The organism is Pseudomonas alkylphenolica, from assembly GCF_004025535.1.
GTDB lineage: Bacteria > Pseudomonadota > Gammaproteobacteria > Pseudomonadales > Pseudomonadaceae > Aquipseudomonas > Aquipseudomonas alkylphenolica_A.
The window spans coordinates 628,700-648,718 of the sequence record NZ_QJRG01000033.1; the positions used below are offsets into that span (position 1 = coordinate 628,700).

A 20,019-nucleotide genomic window follows, 5' to 3' on the forward strand; every position below is an offset into this window, starting at 1 on the left:
CGCGCCTTCCTTCCATCAGGTTAAAAATTGATCAGCCGATAGCGATCATTTCGAAATCGATCTTGCCCACGCCACAGTCGGGGCACAGCCAGTCTTCCGGCACATCTTCCCAACGGGTGCCCGGGGCAATGCCGTCATCCGGCCAGCCTTCGGCTTCGTCGTAGATCAGGCCGCAAACAATGCACTGCCACTTCTTCATCACACTAGTCCTCAACTCACACAGGCTTTGGAGTGGCCGCTCTCGGAATCGTTACAGTGGCGGCCATCAGGGAGGGGCTTTGTACTGGAGCCAGGTGCCAGCATGCAAGCCGGATTGGGCAATCATGCTAAGCTCGCGGTCTCTTTGGCCTGTTAATCCATACCATCGTGCCGTACGAAACATCGCAAGCGCCGGCTGCAGAATGGCTGCAGCACTCACAGGTAGCAGACTGCACCGCACCGGCCCTCCTTGACTGGTTGTTCGATGAAGGCTCGCTTACCCGTCGCCTGACTCGATTATCCGCCGATCATTTTTCTGTAACACCCCTTTGCGAAGGCTGGCAGCCTCTACGTGATGACGAATGCCGAGCCCTTGACCTACCAGCAGGTAGTGAAGGCTGGGTGCGCGAAGTGTATCTGCGCGGCCACGGCCAACCCTGGGTCTTCGCCCGCAGCGTTGCCGCGCGAAGTGCCCTGGAAAGCGGCGGGCTGGACATGGAAGCACTGGGCAGCCGCTCTCTGGGCGAGCTGTTGTTTTGCGACCAGGCCTTTACCCGCCGGGCCATCGAAGTCTGCCATTACCCGCAAGCCTGGTTGCCAGCGCTAAATGCCAGTGAAGCCCTGTGGGGCCGCCGCTCGCGCTTTGACCGCGATGCGCTGAGCATATTGGTTGCCGAAGTTTTCCTGCCATCACTGTGGCAAGTCGCCGAGATTTCCGGGGAGATCCGCTGATGTACCTGCAGCTGCTCAAGTCGCTCAATCGCCTGCACCCGCGGGCCTGGGACTTCATTCAGCTAAGCCGCATGGACCGCCCCATCGGCATCTACCTGCTGCTGTGGCCCACCCTGTCAGCGGTATGGATCGCGGCCAAGGGCACGCCAACGCTTGCCAACGTGCTGATTTTCACCCTGGGCGTGGTGCTGATGCGTGCGGCCGGATGTGCCATCAACGACTTCGCCGATCGCAAAGTCGATGGCCACGTCAAACGCACCGCCGACCGCCCCCTGGCCGCTGGCCGGATCAACGCCCGTGAAGCACTGGTGCTGTTCGCCGTGCTGGTTGGCGTGAGTTTTCTGCTGGTGCTATGTACCAACGCCCAAACCGTGTGGTTTTCGTTCGGTGCCGTAGCCCTGGCAGCCTGCTACCCCTTTATGAAGCGCTACACCTACTACCCACAGGTAGTGCTGGGCGCGGCGTATTCCTGGGGCATTCCGATGGCCTTCACCGCCGCCACAGGCGAGCTGCCGGCGATTGCCTGGCTGCTGTACATCGCCAACCTGTTGTGGACAGTGGGCTATGACACTTACTACGCCATGGTCGACCGCGACGACGACCTGAAGATCGGGGTCAAATCGACCGCCATCCTGTTCGGCGAAGCCGACCGGGTCATCATCCTGACCTTGCAGGTGCTGTCGCTGGGCTGCCTGCTGATGGCCGGTAACCGTTTCGAGCTGGGCGGCTGGTTCCACCTGGGGTTGGTGGCGGCGTTGCTGTGCTTCGTCTGGGAGTTCTGGTCAACCCGCAAGCTGGACCGCGAGTCATGTTTCAAAGCCTTTTTGCACAACCATTGGGCAGGGCTGCTGATCTTCATCAGCATCGTGCTGGACTACGCACTGCGCTGACGCCTCGAGGGCAGTCAGCGCAATGGCGGGGACGCTACTTGATCACGTGCCAGACGTCTTTCATGCCGTCTCCGGTCATGTCACCGGCTTTCTTGTCTTTGATGAAGGTGTACACCGGCTTGCCTTTGTACGCCCACTGCATGGAACCGTCGTCTCGCTTGATCTGGGTCCAGCCCTCTTCGGCCGTATCGCCGGATTTGACCATCAGCGGCGGCCAGTTCTTGGCACACTCATCGTTGCACATGGACTTGCCACCCGAGTCCTTGTCGAAGGTGTACAGCGTCATCCCTGCATGGTCGACCATCACACCGTCTTTCATCATGGCATGATGCGCCGAGGCAATCCCCGGCAAGGCCAGCGCCACTGCAGTGAAAAGCGCCATCCAGTTCAGCGTATGTCGTGTCATTGGATCCACCATGTTTCTCGGGATTGGGAATTTAAGCCTAGCCCAGTAACCGAATGTTGCTGAAACCCCCACGACCTGTCACACGACTGCAATAATTCCGTTATCTAATGCGGGCCAAGACACCTGAATGGGAAGAGGTTTGAGCATGGTTGGCAGAAACATTCTGATCGTTGACGACGAAGCGCCAATTCGCGAGATGATCGCCGTTGCGTTGGAAATGGCCGGCTATGACTGCCTGGAGGCAGAGAACTCGCAGCAGGCCCATGCCATCATCGTTGATCGCAAACCGGACCTGATCCTGCTGGACTGGATGCTGCCGGGCACCTCGGGCATCGAGCTGGCCCGACGCCTGAAGCGCGATGAGCTGACCGGTGACATTCCGATCATCATGCTCACCGCCAAGGGCGAGGAAGACAACAAGATCCAGGGTCTTGAGGTGGGTGCGGACGACTACATCACCAAACCGTTCTCGCCCCGCGAACTGGTAGCCCGCCTCAAGGCGGTCCTGCGCCGGGCCGGGCCCAACGATGGCGAAGCACCGATCGAAGTCGGCGGCCTGCTGCTTGACCCCATCAGCCACCGGGTGACCATTGACGGCAAACCGGCCGAGATGGGGCCTACCGAATACCGACTGCTGCAGTTCTTCATGACCCACCAGGAGCGTGCCTACACCCGCGGCCAGCTGCTTGACCAGGTCTGGGGCGGCAACGTCTACGTCGAAGAGCGCACGGTCGACGTGCACATCCGCCGCCTGCGCAAAGCGCTGGGTGATGCCTACGAGAATCTGGTACAAACCGTACGCGGCACCGGGTACCGCTTTTCGACCAAGAGCTGAACCGGTCATCAGGCCAAGGTATTTGAAAGGACGCGTCGTTAATTGAACCAGAACTGGCATGGCACCCTGATTCGCCACATGCTGCTGCTGATCACCGCCTGCCTGCTGGTCGGCCTGATCAGCGGCTATTACGGCTGGAGCCTGGCCCTGGGCCTGGCGCTTTACCTGGGCTGGACACTCAAGCAGTTGCTGCGCCTGCATGAATGGCTGCGCCTGCACAAACCCGACGAAGCACCTCCCGATGGCTATGGCCTGTGGGGCGAGGTATTCGACAGCATTTATCACCTGCAACGTCGCGACCAGCGTGTGCGGGGCCGCCTGCAGGCGGTGATCGACCGGGTCCAGGAGTCTACCGCCGCCCTCAAGGATGCGGTGATCATGCTCGACAGCGACGGCAACCTGGAATGGTGGAACCGCGCCGCCGAAACCCTGCTGGGCCTGAAGACCCCACAGGACAGCGGCCAGCCGGTAACCAACCTGGTGCGCCATCCACGCTTCAAGGAGTACTTCGAACTGGAGAACTACCTCGAGCCGCTGGAAATTCCGTCGCCGATCAACGACCGCCTGCGCATCCAGCTGCATATCACCCGCTACGGCAACAACGAACACCTGATGCTGGTACGCGACGTCACCCGTATCCATCAGCTGGAACAGATGCGCAAGGATTTCGTGGCCAACGTATCCCATGAGCTGCGCACGCCGCTGACGGTAATCGCTGGCTACCTGGAAACCCTGCTCGACAATGTCGAAGAGGTGAATCCGCGTTGGGTCCGTGCGCTGCAGCAAATGCAGCAACAGGGCGGGCGCATGCAAACGTTGCTCAATGACCTGCTGCTGCTGGCCAAACTTGAAGCCACCGATTACCCCTCGGACAATCAGCCGGTTGCCATCGACAGCTTGCTGCAATCGATCAAGAGCGATGCCCAGGCGCTGTCCGGCCAGCGAAACCAGCGCATCAACCTGGAAACCACCCCGGGGATCTACCTCAAGGGCAGCGAAGCCGAGTTGCGCAGTGCGTTTTCCAACCTGATATTCAATGCCGTCAAATACACCCAGGACGAAGGCCAGATCCGCATCCGCTGGTGGGTGGACGAGCAAGGTGCGCACCTGAGCGTTCAGGACTCGGGAATCGGCATCGACGCCAAGCACCTGCCGCGCCTGACCGAACGCTTCTACCGGGTCGACTCCAGCCGCGCCTCCAATACCGGTGGCACCGGCCTGGGCTTGGCGATCGTCAAGCACGTGCTGTTGCGTCACCGTGCGCGCCTGGAAATCAGCAGCGTGCCCGGACACGGCAGCACCTTTACCTGTCATTTCGCTCCCGTGCAGATAGCCCAACGCGTGGCCTCCTGAAGGCCCGCCCCTAGGCAATCGCGCCCTCACCCGCTACATTGGCGGACTTGTGCCAGTTCGTACTGGCAGGCCTTTCTCTTTTTTTCAAATGACGGACCCCGTAAAACCCCATCATGGACCCTTCCCCTGGTATTAGCCTCGCCTCACTGTTCGCCGACTTCGGCATGATTCTTTTTGCTCTGCTGCTGGTGCTGCTCAACGGCTTTTTCGTTGCCGCCGAGTTCGCCATGGTGAAGTTGCGTTCGACAAAAGTTGAGTCAATCGCCGAGCAACATGGCTGGCGCGGCCAAATCCTGCGTACCGTACACAACCAGCTGGATGCCTACCTGTCGGCCTGCCAGCTGGGCATCACCCTCGCCTCCCTGGGCCTGGGCTGGGTGGGTGAGCCGGCGTTCGCGCATTTGCTGGAGCCGCTACTGGCCGCAGTCGGCGTAGAGTCGCCGGAAGTCATCAAGGCCGTGTCGTTCTTCAGTGCCTTCTTTGTGATTTCGTATCTGCACATCGTCGTCGGTGAGCTGGCGCCCAAATCGTGGGCCATCCGTAAACCCGAACTGCTGTCGCTGTGGACGGCGGTGCCGTTGTACCTGTTCTACTGGCTGATGTACCCGGCAATTTACCTGCTCAACGCCAGCGCCAATGCCATTTTGCGCATTGCCGGCCAGGGTGAACCCGGCCCGCACCACGAGCACCATTACAGCCGTGACGAACTGAAACTGATCCTGCACTCCAGCCGCGGCCAGGACCCTAGTGACCAAGGCATGCGGGTACTGGCGTCGGCGGTGGAAATGGGCGAACTGGAGGTGGTCGACTGGGCCAACTCCCGTGAAGACATGGTCTACCTCGATGCCGACGCGCCGCTCAAGGAAATCCTGGCGATGTTCCGCCGGCACAAGTTCAGCCGTTACCCGGTACTCGATGCCGCACGCGGTGAGTTCATCGGCCTGCTGCACATCAAGGACCTGTTGCTGGAGCTGGCCGACCTCGACCACCTCCCCGAATCGTTCAACCTCGCCGAGCTGACCCGCCCGCTGGAGCGCGTGTCCCGCCACATGCCCCTGTCGCAGTTGCTCGAGCAGTTCCGCAAGGGCGGTGCGCACTTTGCCCTGGTCGAAGAAGCCGACGGCAAAGTCATTGGCTACCTGACCATGGAAGACGTGCTTGAAGTGCTGGTTGGCGACATCCAGGACGAGCACCGCAAAGCTGAACGCGGCATCCTCGCCTACCAGCCAGGCAAGCTGCTGGTACGTGGCGACACGCCGTTGTTCAAGGTTGAGCGCCTGCTGGGCGTCGACCTGGACCACATTGAGGCGGAAACCCTCGCCGGCCTGGTGTACGAAACCCTCAAGCGCGTACCTGAAGAAGAAGAGGTGCTGGAGGTCGAAGGCCTGCGCATCATCATCAAGAAGATGAAAGGCCCGAAGATTGTCCTGGCCAAGGTGCTCAAGCTCGATTGAGCACCCTTCAGGGGTTACCGGCAGTAAAGTTTGGCAATCCGCCGACGGGCTGGTTGAACTGGTAAGGAATCGACACCAGCTCCAGCCCGACGTTGCGCTGCACGACAAAGTGCAAGTGCGGGCCGGTGCTGTTGCCGGTGTTGCCAGACTTCGCCAGCGGCGTGCCGTACACCACCGACTGCCCTTCGCGGACGACCACCGAACCGCGCATCAGATGCAGGTAGACGCCCATGGTGCCGTCGTCATGCAGGATCCTCACGAAATTCCCCGCCGGGTGCGTGCCGCGCCCACTCTGGTTGTTCTCCACCTTGATGACCATGCCTGCCCTAGAGGCGATGATCGGTGTGCCTTCAGGCATGGCGATGTCCATTGCGTAACGCCCTTTGGGACCAAAATGACTGTAACCGCCATTCGGTCCCTGGGTCACACGAAACGGCCCACCCCGCCATGGCAACGGGTAACGGAATGCCTGTGAACGCTGGTCCGGGTTGCCCAGCGCGTACTGGAATTTCTCCTGATAACGCACAGGCTTGCCTGGTTGCTGGGCGTTGACGATCGTCAGCAACACGGCGGCGCGCGCAGGCACCACGCGGCGAACCAGCCGCGACGTCCCGCCCTTGGCGTTGCTCAGGCCATCCAGACGCAACTCCACCTCTACAGGCGCGTAAGTGTCGTTCCGGGCACTGAAGCTCACGCCGGCGGCAGACGTGACGGCGTGCAGCTTCACCTGGTCCTGTAAATGCTCGACCATGCTGTCGCGAAACACAAACGTGTCGGCGCCGGGTATGGGCTTGTCGGAATACGAGACCACACCATAGGCATCAGTGCTTTTGTACAGGGTCATGGCCGTAGTCGGGCCAGCGGCCAGCAACGCGGCGCAGAACAGCAGCAAGCGAGCGGACATGAGTAATGGCTTTTTGACAGTTGAGATCTGTCGAAGACTAGCAGCAGATTTTGCCGAAGGTAGGAGGGGAATGTTTCAGCGGTGTTCGAGGAGACGGGCGGTGTAGGCGCGGATTCATCCGCGCCTACCTACCCTACGGGTCAGGCCCCAGGCACGAAATGCTTCTGCGCCGTACCGCGCGCAATCAACCGCGACAGGTAATCCAGCTTCTGGGCATCCTGGTCGACAAACTTGAAGGTCAGTTGCAACCAGTCACTGTCCGGCTTGGGCTCCAGCGCCGCTACGGCGTGCAGGTAACCGTTGAGCCGGGCAACCTCTGCACTCTCGCCCTGCTCCAGATCGAGCACAGCGCCCTCCAGCACCTGTGGCAGGGACTCACCACGCCGCACGACCAGCAGCGCCTCCTTGAGGCTCAGGGCCTTGATCACACAGGGTTGCACACCACTTGGCAAACGCAGTTGACCCTGGCCACGGCCAGCAGGTGCTGCAGGCGGTTTTGGCGCATTGATCAGCGGCTTGGCAGGTGCAGCTGCGGCGGCTGGCGCACCGCTCGGCTTCACTGTTTCGGCACGCCCGCCGGTCAGGGCGCTCAACGAGTCGTTGGCAAAGGCTGAGTTGGCGCGCGTCGGCGCACTGGCCAGCAGCGTGTCGAGCTTGCCGACCTTGGTCAGGGCCTTTTTCACTTTGGTCAGCAGCTGTTCATTGGTGAAGGGTTTGCCGACAAAGTCGGAGACACCGGCCTGGATTGCCTGAACCACGTTTTCCTTGTCGCCACGGCTGGTCACCATGATGAAAGGCAGGGCTTTCATCGACTCCTGCTGGCGGCACCAGGTCAGCAGCTCCAGGCCTGACATTTCCGGCATTTCCCAGTCGCACAGGACCAGGTCAAAGGCTTCACGGGCCAGCAGTGCCTGGGCCTTTCGACCATTGACCGCGTCTTCGATGACGATGCCCGGAAAATGGTTGCGCAGGCACTTCTTCACCAGGTCGCGGATGAACGGCGCATCATCCACAACCAACACACTGACTTTACTCATCGCCACTCCTATTGAATCCCGACTAGCATAACGCTGACTAATGGCCATTTGCCAAACATTGGCTCACGCCGGGACTCGTCGATTCGTTCGCGGCTGCCTTGAGGTGTTCGACCGCAAACGAAAACGCCCGGCCAAGGCCGGGCGTTCGTTCTCGGGGCAGTCTTACTTATCGTCAGCTTCAGCCGGAACATTAGCCTTTTCGCTGCCACCCTCGACCTCTTCTTTCATGCGTTTGAGGCCCAGGTGACGCACGTCGGTACCGCGCACCAGATAGATCACCAGCTCCGAGATGTTGCGCGCGTGGTCGCCGATCCTCTCAAGCGAACGCAGGGCCCAGATCACGCTGAGTACCCGCGAGATCGAGCGCGGGTCTTCCATCATGTAGGTGACCAGTTCACGCAGCGCGGTCTTGTACTCGCGGTCGATGGTTTTGTCGTACTGGGCGACCGACAGCGCCAGGTCGGCGTCGAAACGGGCAAAGGCATCCAGCGCATCACGGACCATGTTGCGCACCTGATCACCAATGTGCCGGACCTCGACATAACCTCGCGGCGACTCACCCTCTTCACACAGCTGGATAGCCCGGCGGGCGATCTTGGTCGACTCGTCACCAATGCGCTCCAGGTCGATCACCGACTTGGAAATGCTGATGATCAGACGCAGGTCGGAAGCGGCCGGCTGACGACGAGCGAGAATGCGCACGCATTCTTCGTCAATGTTGCGCTCCATCTGGTTGATCTGCTCGTCGACTTCTCGTACTTGCTGGGCCAGGCCCGAGTCGGCCTCGATCAGCGCAGTAACGGCGTCATTGACCTGCTTCTCAACCAGACCGCCCATCGCCAGGAGGTGGCTGCGGACCTCCTCGAGTTCGGCGTTGAATTGCTGGGAGATGTGGTGGGTAAGGCTGTCTTTATTGATCATGAGAAATCCTTGGAGCGTCCGGTAAGTGCTGTCAGGCGGCGTTCAGTCGTTGAATCCTAGCCATACCGACCGGTGATGTAGTCTTCGGTCTGCTTCTTCGCCGGATTGGTGAACAGCGTGTCAGTGTCACCGAACTCGACCAGCTTGCCCATGTACATGAAGGCGGTGTAGTCGGAAACCCGCGCCGCCTGCTGCATGTTGTGGGTCACGATGACGATGGTGTACTTGGACTTCAGCTCGTAGATCAGTTCTTCGACCTTAAGGGTCGAGATCGGGTCGAGTGCCGAGCACGGTTCGTCGAGCAGCAGTACCTCAGGCTCCACCGCGATGGTGCGGGCAATCACCAGACGTTGCTGCTGGCCACCGGACAGGCCCAGCGCCGACTCGTGCAGACGGTCCTTGACCTCATCCCACAGGGCGGCACCCTTGAGTGCCCACTCTACAGCTTCATCGAGCACGCGTTTCTTGTTGATGCCCTGGATGCGCAAACCGTAGACCACGTTTTCGTAGATGGTCTTGGGGAACGGGTTGGGCTTCTGGAACACCATGCCGACCCGACGACGCAGTTCGGCGACATCTTCGCCCTTGCGGTAGATGTTGTTGCCGTACAGGTTGATCGCGCCGTCGACACGGCAGCCATCAACCAGGTCGTTCATGCGGTTGAAGGTCCGCAGCAAGGTCGACTTACCGCAACCGGACGGACCGATGAAGGCGGTCACGCGCTGTTTCGGGATGTTCATGCTGACGTCGAACAGGGCTTGTTTTTCGCCGTAATACAGGCTCAGGCCAGGCACTTCGATGGCCACGGTTTCATCGGCCAGTTGCAGGCTCTGCTTGGTACGACCCAGGGCCGACATATCGATGCCGTGGGCGTGGGATTCTTGCTGCATGGTCAGACTCCATACGCTATCAATTTCGTTTCATCGAACCGCCCGGTACAACACACGGGCGGCACTTGCAAAAAGGATGTATCGATCAGCTGTCCAGCGCCTTGTACTTCTCGCGCAGGTGGTTACGAATCCACACTGCCGACAGGTTGAGCGTGGCGATCACCAGCACCAGCAGCAACGCAGTGGCGTACACCAGCGGCCGCGCGGCCTCGACGTTCGGGCTCTGGAAGCCGACGTCGTAGATGTGGAAGCCCAGGTGCATGATCTTCTGGTCCAGGTGCAGGTACGGGTAGTTGCCGTCCACCGGCAGCGACGGCGCCAGCTTCACCACACCCACCAGCATCAACGGCGCCACTTCGCCAGCGGCGCGGGCCACGGCGAGGATCATGCCGGTCATCATCGCCGGGCTGGCCATGGGCAGGACGATCTTCCACAGGGTCTCGGCCTTGGTTGCACCGAGTGCCAGCGACCCTTCACGCACCGTACGCGGAATCCGCGCCAGGCCTTCTTCAGTGGCGACGATTACCACCGGCACCGCCAGCAGCGCCAGGGTCAGCGAAGCCCACAGCAAGCCCGGGGTACCCAGGGTTGGCGCAGGCAGCGCTTCAGGGAAGAACAGGCGGTCGAGCGAGCCACCCAGCACATAGACGAAGAAGCCCAGGCCGAACACGCCGTAAACGATGGCCGGAACACCGGCGAGGTTGTTCACCGCGATACGGATCAGGCGGGTCACCGGGCCCTGGCGCGCATATTCGCGCAGGTACACCGCCGCCAGCACGCCGAACGGGGTAACGATCACGGCCATGATCAGGGTCATCATCACGGTGCCGAAGATTGCAGGAAAAATCCCGCCTTCGGTGTTGGCTTCACGCGGGTCGTCGCTAAGAAACTCCCAGACCTTGGCGAAATACACGCCCATCTTGGTGAAGAAGCCCATGCCGTTCGGCTGGTAGGCGTGAACCACCTTGCTCAGGTTGATCTCGACTTCACGGCCGTTGCCATCCTTGGCCACCAGGCTATCGCGACCGAAGTCCTGGTGCAGGTTGCCCAGGCGCTCCTCGATAGCCTTGTAACGGTTGTTCAACTCGGCGCGCTCAGCGTCCATGTCAGCCTGGGCGGCGGCATCCAGCTTACCGTCGAGCTCCAGCTTGCGAGCATGCAGGCGCAGACGCTCCAGGCCGTAGTTGATGGCGCCGATGTCCTTCTTCTCAAGCTTTTGCAGCTCACCCGCCAACTGGTCGGCACGCTTGAGGCGCGCCTGCAGCTCGGTCCAGGCTGCCTGACCTTCGGCGACAACCTTGCCGTTTTCCTTGACGCTGACCAGGTAGCCGTAGAAGTTGCCCCACTCGCGGCGTTCCAGGGCGATCAGGTCGACCGGCGTCTGCATGTCGGTCAGCCAGTCGCCGACCACCCAGGTGAAGTCGCTGCCGTTGAGGTCGCGGTTACCGACCTTGATCAGCTCGCGGGTCATGAACTCCGGACCGTTCTCGGGCACCGGCAGGCCGGCCCCTTTCAAGCGCGCCAGCGGCACTTCTTCTTTCTGTACCACTTCGCCAACAACGACGTGGTCGGCCTGGCCAGGCACCTTGTAGGTGGCCTGGACCAGGTCGGCCGGCCAGAAGTGGCCGAGGCCGCGCACAGCGATCACAGAGAGCAGACCGATGGTCATGATCACCGCGATGGCGACCGCGCCACCGCTGATCCAGACGCCGGGGGCGCCGCTCTTGAACCAGCTTTTGAGGGAATCCTTTTTCACGGATCTCTACCTTTCTATCAAAGCGACGAGTATTTCTTGCGCAGACGCTGGCGAATCAGCTCGGCCAAGGTGTTCATCACGAAGGTGAACATCAGCAACACCAGCGCGGCGAGGAACAGGACGCGGTAGTGACTGCCACCGACTTCCGATTCAGGCATCTCCACGGCCACGTTGGCGGCCAGGGTACGCATGCCTTCGAACAGGTTCAGCTCCATGACCGGGGTGTTGCCGGTGGCCATCAGCACGATCATGGTTTCGCCCACAGCACGGCCCATACCGATCATCAGCGCCGAGAAAATCCCCGGGCTGGCGGTCAGGATGACCACGCGGGTCAGGGTCTGCCACGGCGTTGCACCCAGGGCCAGGGAGCCCAGGGTCAGGCTGCGCGGCACGCTGAACACGGCGTCTTCGGCAATCGAGTAGATGTTTGGAATCACCGCGAAGCCCATGGCGATACCGACCACCAGAGCGTTGCGCTGGTCGTAGGTGATGCCCAGGTCATTGGTGATCCACAGGCGCATGTCACCGCCGAAGAACCAGGTTTCCAGCAACGGGCTCATGTACAGCGCGAACCAGCCGGTCAACAGGATCACCGGGATCAGGATCGCCGCCTCCCAGCCATCCGGAACCCGCAGGCGAATCGACTCCGGCAGGCGGCTCCAGGTGAAACCGGCGACCAGGATGCCGATCGGCATCAGCAGGAACAGGCTGAAAACACCCGGCAGGTGACCTTCCAGGTAAGGCGCCAGGAACAGGCCGGCGAAGAAACCCAGGATTACCGTCGGCATCGCCTCCATCAGCTCGATCACCGGCTTGACCTTGCGGCGCATGCCAGGGGCCATGAAGTAGGCGGTGTAAATAGCAGCGGCAATTGCCAGTGGCGCGGCCAGGATCATCGCGTAGAACGCCGCCTTCAGGGTACCGAAGGTCAGTGGCGACAGGCTCAGCTTGGGTTCGAAGTCGGTGTTCGATGCGGTGGACTGCCAGACATACTTCGGCTCGTCATAGTTCTCGTACCAGACCTTGCTCCACAACGCGCTCCAGGACACTTCCGGGTGCGGGTTCTTCAGCGTCAACGGCAGCAGCTTGCCGCCTTCTTCGACGATGATGCGGTTGGCCCGCGGCGACAGCGCCAGGATGCCTGCGCCTTCGGCGACCGGCTCGACCAGCAGGGTACGGTGTGCGGTACTGTGGAACACGCCAAGCTTGCCGCTGGCATCCAGGGCTACGAAGCCCTTGCGGCGTTCTTCGGCATCGATCTGCACGATCGGCGCAGTGCCCATCTGGAATTCGCGAATGCGCTTGAAGCGCTGCTCGCCATCCGGGTCACGGGCCATGAACCACTGCGCCAGGCCACCTTTGGAGTCGCCGATGATCAGCGAGATACCACCGACCAGCTGGGTGCTGGCAGTGACTTCGGCATCGCCGTTGTCGAGCAGCTTGTAACGGCCATTGAGGCTCTTCTCGCGCAGGCTGAAGACATCCGCCTGGGCCCGACCGTTGATCACGTACAGCCACTGCTGGCGCGGGTCGATGAAGATCGCTTTGACCGGCTCGGTCATTTGCGGCAGGTCGATGCGGTTCTGCTCACTGGTGACCTCACCGGTCATCATGTTTTCTTCGCGGCTCAGCGAAACGACCTGCAGGTGCGCACCGGTGGAACCGGCAACCACCAGCGTGTCACCGTTGACGTTGAGGCTGACGTGCTCCAGCGCACGGCCTTCTTCATCCAGGGTGAACGGTTCCTGGCCGTACGGGTAGTCGACAGCCGGGGTGATGGTCTTCTTGTTGTCCGGATAGGTGATCTTGTAGCTGTGGCTGAACGCCAGTGCCTTGCCGTTGGACAGGCCCAGCACCACCAGCGGGTTACCCGGCTGGTCGTTGCCGATGGACGTCACCTGGGTGCCTGCCGGTACGGGCAGGTCGACGCGCTTGAGTTCGGCACCGGTCTTGGTGTCGAAAAACAGTGCCTGGCCCTTGTCGGAAACCCGCATGCCCACCAGGTTCTGCTCTTCCAGGGCAATCATCAGTGGCTTGCCGGCATCCTGGCTCAGCCAGGTCGGCTCCAGCGCTTTCTTGCTGGTCAGGGTGGCGCCCTGGAACAGCGGTACGACCACATAGGCCAGGTAGAAAAAGATCAAGGTGATCGCTGCCAGCACGGCAAGCCCGCCCACCAGTACATACCAGCGGGTCAGGCGATCCTTGAACGCGCGCATACGGCGCTTGCGTTGCAGTTCGGGCGTATTGAAATCAATCCGCACGGGGGGAGAATTTTGGGTCATGGTGGAGTTGGCCAGATCATTCATGCGCACACCCTAGCGGTCCCGTATTACAAAAACATGACAGTGCAGTGACGCGACAAAGCCCACCGCTCAGTGGACCTGGCGGCGGACTCGCAATTTGCGGTGAGATCTGGTCATTTCCAGACCCCACCAGGCTCACACTTAGTTCTTCGCTACGCCTTTGGCGTGGTCCAGGCCCAGATCAGCCAGGGCCTTGGCCGCTACTTTCGCAGGCAGCGGGATGTAACCGTCTTTCACGACAACTTGCTGGCCAGCTTGCGACAGCACCAGCTTGACGAACTCGGCTTCCAGCGGAGCCAGCGGCTTGTTCGGCGCTTTGTTGACGTAGACGTAGAGGAAACGCGACAGCGGGTAGGTACCGTTCAGGGCGTTGGCTTCGTTGTCTTCAACGAACTCGCCGCCTTCTTTCTTGGCCAGGGCCACGGTCTTCACGCTAGCGGTTTTGTAACCGATGCCCGAGTAACCGATGCCGTTCAGCGAGCTGCTGATCGACTGCACGACCGAAGCCGAGCCTGGTTGTTCGTTGACGTTAGGCTTGAAGTCGCCTTTGCACAGGGCTTCTTCCTTGAAGTAGCCGTAGGTACCGGATACCGAGTTACGGCCGAACAGCTGGACCGGCTTGTTGGCCAGGTCGCCGGTCACACCCAGGTCACCCCAGGTTTTCACGTCGGCTTTGCCGCCGCACAGGCGGGTGGACGAGAAAATCGCGTCAACCTGAGCCATGGTCAGGCCCTTGATCGGGTTGTCCTTGTGCACGAATACGGCCAGGGCGTCGACCGCTACCGGGATGGCGGTTGGCTTGTAGCCGTACTTCTGCTCGAAGGCCTGCAGTTCAACGTCCTTCATTTTGCGGCTCATCGGGCCAAGGTTGGCGGTGCCTTCAGTCAGCGCGGGTGGCGCGGTGGAGGAACCAGCAGCCTGAATCTGGATGTTTACGTTCGGATATTCCTTCTTGTAGGCCTCAGCCCACAGAGTCATCAGGTTCGCCAGGGTATCGGAACCGACGCTGGAGAGGTTGCCCGACACGCCAGTGGTTTTGACGTAGGTCGGAATAGCAGGGTCAACAGCGGCAACCGCATTGGCGGTGGCAACGCCAGCGGCGACGAAAGTCAGGGCCGCCATCAAACGCTTCAGTTTCATGCCTTGCTCCTAGCAGGAATTGGGGTGAGATGGATCGGGCCCAAGTATCTGCAGGCCGTATGACTACTCTATGAACCCAATGTGACAATTAGATGAAAGGCCATCACCGGATTACCGGGATGGCCTTTTCAAAATGTTGCGAGGACAGGGCTAGCGCGGCTTCAGCGTTTTTTCGCCAGCAGATAAAGGCCGACCAGCAGACCAATGGTGCAGATCCCGGCCACATAGTAGGCCGGTGCCATCGGGCTGAACTTGAGCAGTGCGGTCACCACCATCGGCGTCAGGCCACCAAAAATCGCGTAGGCCATGTTGTAGGAGAATGACAGGCCACTGAAGCGCACCACTGGCGGGAAGGCGTGCACCATTACATACGGCACGGCACCGACGATCCCCACGCACAGGCCGGTCAGGGCGTACATCGGGAACAGCCATTCAGGGTGGGTCGGCAAGGTGTGGTAGAAGGTCCAGGAGCTGGCCAGCAACATCAGGCTGCCCACTACGAACACCCGGCCAGCACCAAAGCGGTCAGCCAGCGAGCCGGCCACGATGCAGCCGAAGCTGAGCAGGACGATGGCCAGGCTGTTGGCCATCAGCGAGTCGGTCGGGCTGACCTTGTAGAGGCTTTGCAGCAGCGCCGGGGTCATCAGGATGACCACGACAATGCCAGCCGACAGCAGCCAAGTCAGCAGCATCGACAGAACGATGGAACCGCGGTGCTCACGCAGCACCGCTTTGAGCGGTACTTCTTCAGCCAGCGCCTTGCGCGCCTGCATCTCGGCGAACACCGGCGTTTCGTGCAGCCAGCGCCGCAGGTACACCGCAAACAGGCCGAATACGCCACCGAGCAGGAATGGGATACGCCACGCGTAGTCGGCGACCTCTTCGGCGCTGTAGATACTGTTGATCACTGTCGCCACCAGCGAACCGAGCAGAATCCCCGAGGTCAGCCCCGCCGTCAGCGTGCCGCAGGCATAGCCGATATTGCGCGAAGGGACATGCTCGGAGACGAACACCCAGGCACCGGGCACTTCACCGCCAATGGCCGCCCCCTGGATCACGCGCATCAGCAGCAACAGGATCGGCGCCCACATGCCGATCTGCGCATAGGTAGGCAGCAAGCCCATGATCAGGGTTGGCACAGCCATCATGAAGATGCTCAGGGTGAACATCTTCTTGCGCCCCAGCAGGTCGCCGAAGTGGGCCATGATGATCCCGCCCAGGGGCCGCGCCAGGTAGCCCGCCGCAAAGATCCCGAAAGTCTGCATCAAGCGCAGCCACTCCGGCATGTCGGCAGGGAAGAACAGCTTGCCGACCACGGTGGCGAAAAACACGAAAATGATGAAATCGTAGAACTCCAGCGCACCGCCCAGGGCGGACAGCGAGAGCGTTTTGTAGTCACTGCGGGTCAGCGGCCTCGAAGGCTGCGCGATACTGCCGGGCACGGAGGTCATAGTTATCTCTTATTGGGTAGCGCTTGTTTGAACGGCAGGCCGCCTGTGGCGCATGTTTGGCCACATAAGTCGGTGACGATATCAAATTGCCGGAAAAAGCACATAGCAGTACACATTCAATACAAGTATTCATGACTACATGGTCGTCGCTGCGCATTCGGCTCTATATACTGGCCGCCTGTAGGAGGTTGTTGGAATCTTCTGAAGGATGTTGTGCGAAGACGTTGCTAGACAGGCTTAGTCGGTTTCGCAGAGTTTCCCTTCGCCGCCTGGCAAAGCGAAAGCAGCGTAGAATAGTTGTGCTGAATCGTTTTTCGAGGCGTCTGTCATAGCGCCAACCAACGAAGCGTCACGGGTCAGAGGCACCCCCGGCATGATTGAACTCGAACAAGAAGATCCTATCCCGCAAGGCGACCTTGCCCTGCAGATCACCGCATTACCGCGTGAAACCAACGGTTTCGGCGATATTTTTGGCGGCTGGCTGGTCGCACAGATGGACCTTGCCGGTACGGCCATGGCCAGTCGTGTTGCAGGTGGCCGCGTGGCTACCGTGGCCATCGACCGCATGGCCTTTCTGGTCCCTGTCGCGGTTGGCGCGCAACTTTCCTTCTATACCCAGACCCTGGAAATTGGCCGCAGCTCGATCCAGATGATGGTCGAGGTATGGAGTGACGATCCGCTGTCCAGCGAATGGCGCAAAGTCACCGAGGCGGTGTTCGTGTTCGTTGCCATCGATGGCAGCGGCCGCACCCGTTCGGTTCCTCCTCGTCGCTGACACGGCTGCGCGGTAAACTCAACGGTATGCAAGCGGTCGAAAACCGTACGGCACATCAATGAGATAACGCGCATGTCCACACCCAAGGTTGAATCCGAAAAGCACGGCGAGCTCAATTGCTGGCGCATCACCAGCGCCAGCGCTGAATTGCTGGTTGCCCAGCAGGGCGCTCAGGTATTGAGCTATCAGCGGCTCGGCGAGCCGCCGTTGCTGTGGCTCAGCGAGCAGGCCATTTTCAAGCAGGGCAAATCGGTACGCGCCGGGGTTCCGGTGTGCTGGCCCTGGTTTGGCAACCTCAAGCGTAATCCCGCACCTGTTCAGGCTATGTACCTGGAACAGGAAGGGCCTGCCCATGGCCTTGTGCGCGGTCGCGACTGGCAATTGCTGTGTATCGACAGCACTGGCGACAGTGTCCGGGTCGAATTCACCTTGCCCGAATCCCAGGGCGATCTCCCAGGCTGGCCACACAATGTCGAGCTCAAGCTGAGCATCGTCATGGGCGAACAGCTGGGTATCACCCTCTCCAGCTATAACCTCGACAACGTTCCGGTCACGATCAGCCAGGCGCTGCACAGCTACTTCGCGGTCAGCGACGTGCGTGACGTACAGGTAGAAGGGGTCGATGGCCTGGGCTATATCGAAACCCTGGCTGACTGGGAGCAACGCACGCAACAGGGCCATCTGGGATTTGCCGGAGAAACCGATCGCATCTATCTGCAGGCCCCGGCGCAGTTGAGCATTGTCGATCAGGGCTGGAACCGACGCATTCGCCTGACCAGCAGTGGCTCGCGCTCGGCCGTTATCTGGAACCCATGGACCGATCGCGCTGCAGAGCTGCCAGACATGGCTGATGATGGCTGGCAGCGCATGCTGTGCATCGAGACGGCCAATGTGTGGGATGACGTAGTGACCTTGGCACCTGGGGCCAGTCACTCATTGAGTCTGACCCTAGTTAGCGAACCGCTCTAACCCTACAGATCGGCGTCTTCCACAACCCGCACCTTGGCCGCATCCATTGCATAAGCGGCATCGGCCAGGTCATTGCTGACCTTCTCGATCTTCAAGGCGCCGCTGACCCACAGCGGCGTGTAAATATCATCGAGCTTCAGGCCCTTGGGGTAGCGCACCAGCACCAGCTGGTTTGGCGGCGGTGGCGGAACGTGGATACAGGCGCCCGGATAGGGGACGAGGAAGAACAGCGTACTGTTACCCTTGGCATCGGTTTCCAGTGGCACCGGATAGCCACCCAAGCGGATCTGTTTGCCATTCATGGCAGCCACGGTCTTGGTCGAATACATCACCGCAGGCAGGCCCCTGGCCTGCTTCATGCCACCTTTTTCGGTAAAGGTACCATTGGCTTCCGGCGAGTCGTGGTCGATTTCAGGCATCTGTTCGAGCGCTTTCTGGTCCGACTTGGGCATGAGCTCCAGCCAGTCGGTTTCCGGTAGCTCGGCGCGCGCCAGGCTACTGATGAGCAACAGTGAAAGCAGTAATACACGGCGCATGGCATTGCTCGGCAATGAAAATTGCCGAGCATTCTAGCCTGCCACTAGTTCTTTTTGACCATGCCGTAGATCACCAGCAGCACGACCGCGCCCACCAGTGCGCCAAGGAAGCCCGCGCCCTCTCCGGCCTGGTAGATGCCCAGCGCCTGGCCGCCATAGGTCGCCGCAAGCGACCCGGCAATGCCGAGGAGAATGGTCATGATCCAGCCCATGCTGTCGTCGCCAGGCTTGATGAAGCGTGCCAGCAAACCGACGATCAGGCCGATGAAGATGGTTCCGATGATGCCCATGGCAATCCCTCTGAGTGAGTTGGCGCATGCCAAAGCCTAGTCAGCGCTTTGGCATCCCGCCATCAGAGGGACATCGAAGAGAGAAGGTTCCCTTCAGCCCTGGATCAGGGCTTCGACCTGCTGGATCTTCTGTTCCAGGCTCGCCATGTCGTCACAACGCAGGGTGGCGTGACCCACTTTGCGCCCGACCTTGAAGGCCTTGCCGTAGTGATGCAGGTGGCACTCGTCGATGGCAATCACCTTGTCGACTGCCGGCACTTCACCAATGAAGTTGAGCATGGCGCTTTCGCCGACCTTGGCGGTCGAACCCAGCGGCAGGCCGGCAACGGCGCGCAGGTGGTTTTCGAACTGGCTGCACTCGGCGCCTTCGATGGTCCAGTGCCCGGAGTTGTGCACGCGCGGAGCGATTTCGTTGGCTTTGAGGCCACCGTCGACTTCGAAGAACTCGAACGCCAGCACACCGACGTAGTCGAGCTGCTTGAGCACGCGACCGGCGTAGTCTTCAGCCAGACCCTGCAGCAGGTGGTCTTCACTGGCGACCGACAGGCGCAGGATGCCGTTCTCGTGGGTGTTGTGCACCAACGGATAGAAACGGGTTTCACCATCGCGGGCACGCACGGCGATCAACGACACTTCGCCGGTGAATGGCACGAAGCCTTCGAGCAGGCACGGCACACTGCCCAGTTCGGCGAACGTACCGACAACATCTTCGGCAGTTCGCAGCACTTTCTGACCTTTTCCGTCATAACCCAAGGTACGGGTCTTGAGCACGGCAGGCAGTCCGATGCTGGCGACGGCGGTATCCAGGTCGGCTTGCGACTGGATATCGGCGAACGACGGGGTTGGAATGCCCAGGTCCTTGAACATGCTCTTTTCGAACCAGCGATCGCGAGCGATACGCAGCGATTCGGCACTCGGGTAGACCGGTACGAACTGCGACAGGAACGCTACGGTTTCAGCTGGTACGCTTTCGAACTCGAAAGTGACCAGGTCAACTTCGTCAGCCAGCTGGCGCAGATGGTCCTGGTCGCCGTAATCGGCACGCAGGTGCTCGCCCAGTGGCGCGGCGCAGGCATCCGGCGCCGGATCGAGGAAAGCGAAGTTCATGCCCAGCGGCGTTCCTGCCAAGGCCAACATGCGACCCAGCTGGCCGCCACCGATTACACCGATTTTCATGCT

The 20,019-nt window shown here is 60.7% G+C and carries 20 protein-coding genes; 7 read left to right on the plus strand and 13 right to left on the minus strand.

Going from position 1 to position 20,019, the window contains the following annotated elements:
• Nucleotides 1-31: 31 nt before the first annotated feature.
• Nucleotides 32-199, minus strand: a complete 168-nt coding sequence (locus tag DM813_RS02940; RefSeq protein ID WP_128321935.1) for a rubredoxin — start codon at nucleotides 197-199, stop codon at nucleotides 32-34.
• Between the two features lie 167 nt (nucleotides 200-366).
• Here DM813_RS02940 and DM813_RS02945 point away from each other — a divergent pair, with 167 nt between their 5' ends.
• Together DM813_RS02945 and ubiA are read left to right on the plus strand one after the other, a co-directional pair.
• Nucleotides 367-930, plus strand: a complete 564-nt coding sequence (locus tag DM813_RS02945; RefSeq protein WP_128321936.1) for a chorismate lyase — start codon at nucleotides 367-369, stop codon at nucleotides 928-930.
• Complete coding sequence (gene ubiA, locus DM813_RS02950) at nucleotides 930-1,820, plus strand: 4-hydroxybenzoate octaprenyltransferase (protein WP_128321937.1); 891 nt, start codon at nucleotides 930-932, stop codon at nucleotides 1,818-1,820. Before DM813_RS02945 ends, ubiA begins: the two co-directional genes overlap by 1 nt.
• Before the next feature lie 34 nt (nucleotides 1,821-1,854).
• On the opposite strand, the gene DM813_RS02955 is transcribed toward ubiA, so the two are convergent.
• The gene (locus DM813_RS02955) at nucleotides 1,855-2,226 is read right to left on the minus strand and encodes a COG4315 family predicted lipoprotein (protein ID WP_128321938.1); all 372 of its coding nucleotides are present in this window, start codon (nucleotides 2,224-2,226) and stop codon (nucleotides 1,855-1,857) included.
• Nucleotides 2,227-2,371: 145 nt separating this feature from the next.
• On the opposite strand from DM813_RS02955, the gene phoB reads away from it, so the two are divergent.
• The 3 genes from phoB to DM813_RS02970 all read left to right on the plus strand — a co-directional run bounded on the left by phoB (nucleotide 2,372) and on the right by DM813_RS02970 (nucleotide 5,868).
• A complete protein-coding gene (gene phoB / locus DM813_RS02960) occupies nucleotides 2,372-3,061 on the plus strand; it encodes a phosphate regulon transcriptional regulator PhoB (RefSeq protein WP_128321939.1) in 690 nt (229 codons plus the stop codon).
• Between the two features lie 78 nt (nucleotides 3,062-3,139).
• A complete protein-coding gene (phoR, locus tag DM813_RS02965; RefSeq protein WP_241653129.1) occupies nucleotides 3,140-4,414 on the plus strand; it encodes a phosphate regulon sensor histidine kinase PhoR in 1,275 nt (424 codons plus the stop codon).
• 113 nt (nucleotides 4,415-4,527) lie between these two features.
• Complete coding sequence (locus tag DM813_RS02970) at nucleotides 4,528-5,868, plus strand: hemolysin family protein (RefSeq protein WP_128321941.1); 1,341 nt, start codon at nucleotides 4,528-4,530, stop codon at nucleotides 5,866-5,868.
• Between the two features lie 7 nt (nucleotides 5,869-5,875).
• Here DM813_RS02970 and DM813_RS02975 read toward each other — a convergent pair whose 3' ends face one another.
• From DM813_RS02975 to DM813_RS03010, 8 genes are all read right to left on the minus strand, one after another.
• On the minus strand, nucleotides 5,876-6,772 hold the full coding sequence (locus DM813_RS02975) for a M23 family metallopeptidase (protein WP_128321942.1): 897 nt from the start codon (nucleotides 6,770-6,772) through the stop codon (nucleotides 5,876-5,878).
• Nucleotides 6,773-6,912: 140 nt separating this feature from the next.
• On the minus strand, nucleotides 6,913-7,809 hold the full coding sequence (locus DM813_RS02980; protein WP_128321943.1) for a response regulator: 897 nt from the start codon (nucleotides 7,807-7,809) through the stop codon (nucleotides 6,913-6,915).
• A gap of 162 nt (nucleotides 7,810-7,971) precedes the next feature.
• Nucleotides 7,972-8,730 carry a phosphate signaling complex protein PhoU gene (gene phoU, locus DM813_RS02985; RefSeq protein WP_128321944.1) on the minus strand — a complete coding sequence of 253 codons (759 nt, stop codon included), beginning with the start codon at nucleotides 8,728-8,730 and terminating at the stop codon, nucleotides 7,972-7,974.
• A gap of 56 nt (nucleotides 8,731-8,786) precedes the next feature.
• Nucleotides 8,787-9,620: a phosphate ABC transporter ATP-binding protein PstB gene (pstB, locus tag DM813_RS02990; protein WP_128321945.1), complete on the minus strand. Its 834-nt coding sequence runs from the start codon at nucleotides 9,618-9,620 to the stop codon at nucleotides 8,787-8,789.
• Nucleotides 9,621-9,705: 85 nt separating this feature from the next.
• Complete coding sequence (gene pstA, locus DM813_RS02995) at nucleotides 9,706-11,376, minus strand: phosphate ABC transporter permease PstA (RefSeq protein WP_128321946.1); 1,671 nt, start codon at nucleotides 11,374-11,376, stop codon at nucleotides 9,706-9,708.
• A gap of 17 nt (nucleotides 11,377-11,393) precedes the next feature.
• Entirely contained in the window at nucleotides 11,394-13,682 is a 2,289-nt protein-coding gene (locus DM813_RS03000; protein ID WP_128321947.1) for an ABC transporter permease subunit, read from the minus strand.
• Nucleotides 13,683-13,820: 138 nt separating this feature from the next.
• A complete protein-coding gene (locus DM813_RS03005) occupies nucleotides 13,821-14,819 on the minus strand; it encodes a phosphate ABC transporter substrate-binding protein PstS (RefSeq protein WP_128321948.1) in 999 nt (332 codons plus the stop codon).
• Between the two features lie 161 nt (nucleotides 14,820-14,980).
• Nucleotides 14,981-16,270: an MFS transporter gene (locus DM813_RS03010; RefSeq protein WP_128321949.1), complete on the minus strand. Its 1,290-nt coding sequence runs from the start codon at nucleotides 16,268-16,270 to the stop codon at nucleotides 14,981-14,983.
• Between the two features lie 373 nt (nucleotides 16,271-16,643).
• On the opposite strand from DM813_RS03010, the gene DM813_RS03015 reads away from it, so the two are divergent.
• Nucleotides 16,644-17,045, plus strand: a complete 402-nt coding sequence (locus tag DM813_RS03015; protein WP_009402429.1) for an acyl-CoA thioesterase — start codon at nucleotides 16,644-16,646, stop codon at nucleotides 17,043-17,045.
• Nucleotides 17,046-17,117: 72 nt separating this feature from the next.
• Nucleotides 17,118-18,014 (plus strand): D-hexose-6-phosphate mutarotase, encoded by an 897-nt coding sequence (locus DM813_RS03020; RefSeq protein WP_128321950.1) that lies wholly within the window; start codon nucleotides 17,118-17,120, stop codon nucleotides 18,012-18,014.
• Between the two features lie 2 nt (nucleotides 18,015-18,016).
• On the opposite strand, the gene DM813_RS03025 is transcribed toward DM813_RS03020, so the two are convergent.
• The 3 genes from DM813_RS03025 to DM813_RS03035 all read right to left on the minus strand — a co-directional run bounded on the left by DM813_RS03025 (nucleotide 18,017) and on the right by DM813_RS03035 (nucleotide 20,016).
• Complete coding sequence (locus tag DM813_RS03025; protein WP_164897200.1) at nucleotides 18,017-18,550, minus strand: DUF3299 domain-containing protein; 534 nt, start codon at nucleotides 18,548-18,550, stop codon at nucleotides 18,017-18,019.
• Between the two features lie 44 nt (nucleotides 18,551-18,594).
• The gene (locus tag DM813_RS03030) at nucleotides 18,595-18,840 is read right to left on the minus strand and encodes a GlsB/YeaQ/YmgE family stress response membrane protein (RefSeq protein ID WP_028942497.1); all 246 of its coding nucleotides are present in this window, start codon (nucleotides 18,838-18,840) and stop codon (nucleotides 18,595-18,597) included.
• 93 nt (nucleotides 18,841-18,933) lie between these two features.
• The gene (locus tag DM813_RS03035; protein WP_128321952.1) at nucleotides 18,934-20,016 is read right to left on the minus strand and encodes a 5-(carboxyamino)imidazole ribonucleotide synthase; all 1,083 of its coding nucleotides are present in this window, start codon (nucleotides 20,014-20,016) and stop codon (nucleotides 18,934-18,936) included.
• Nucleotides 20,017-20,019: the final 3 nt, after the last annotated feature.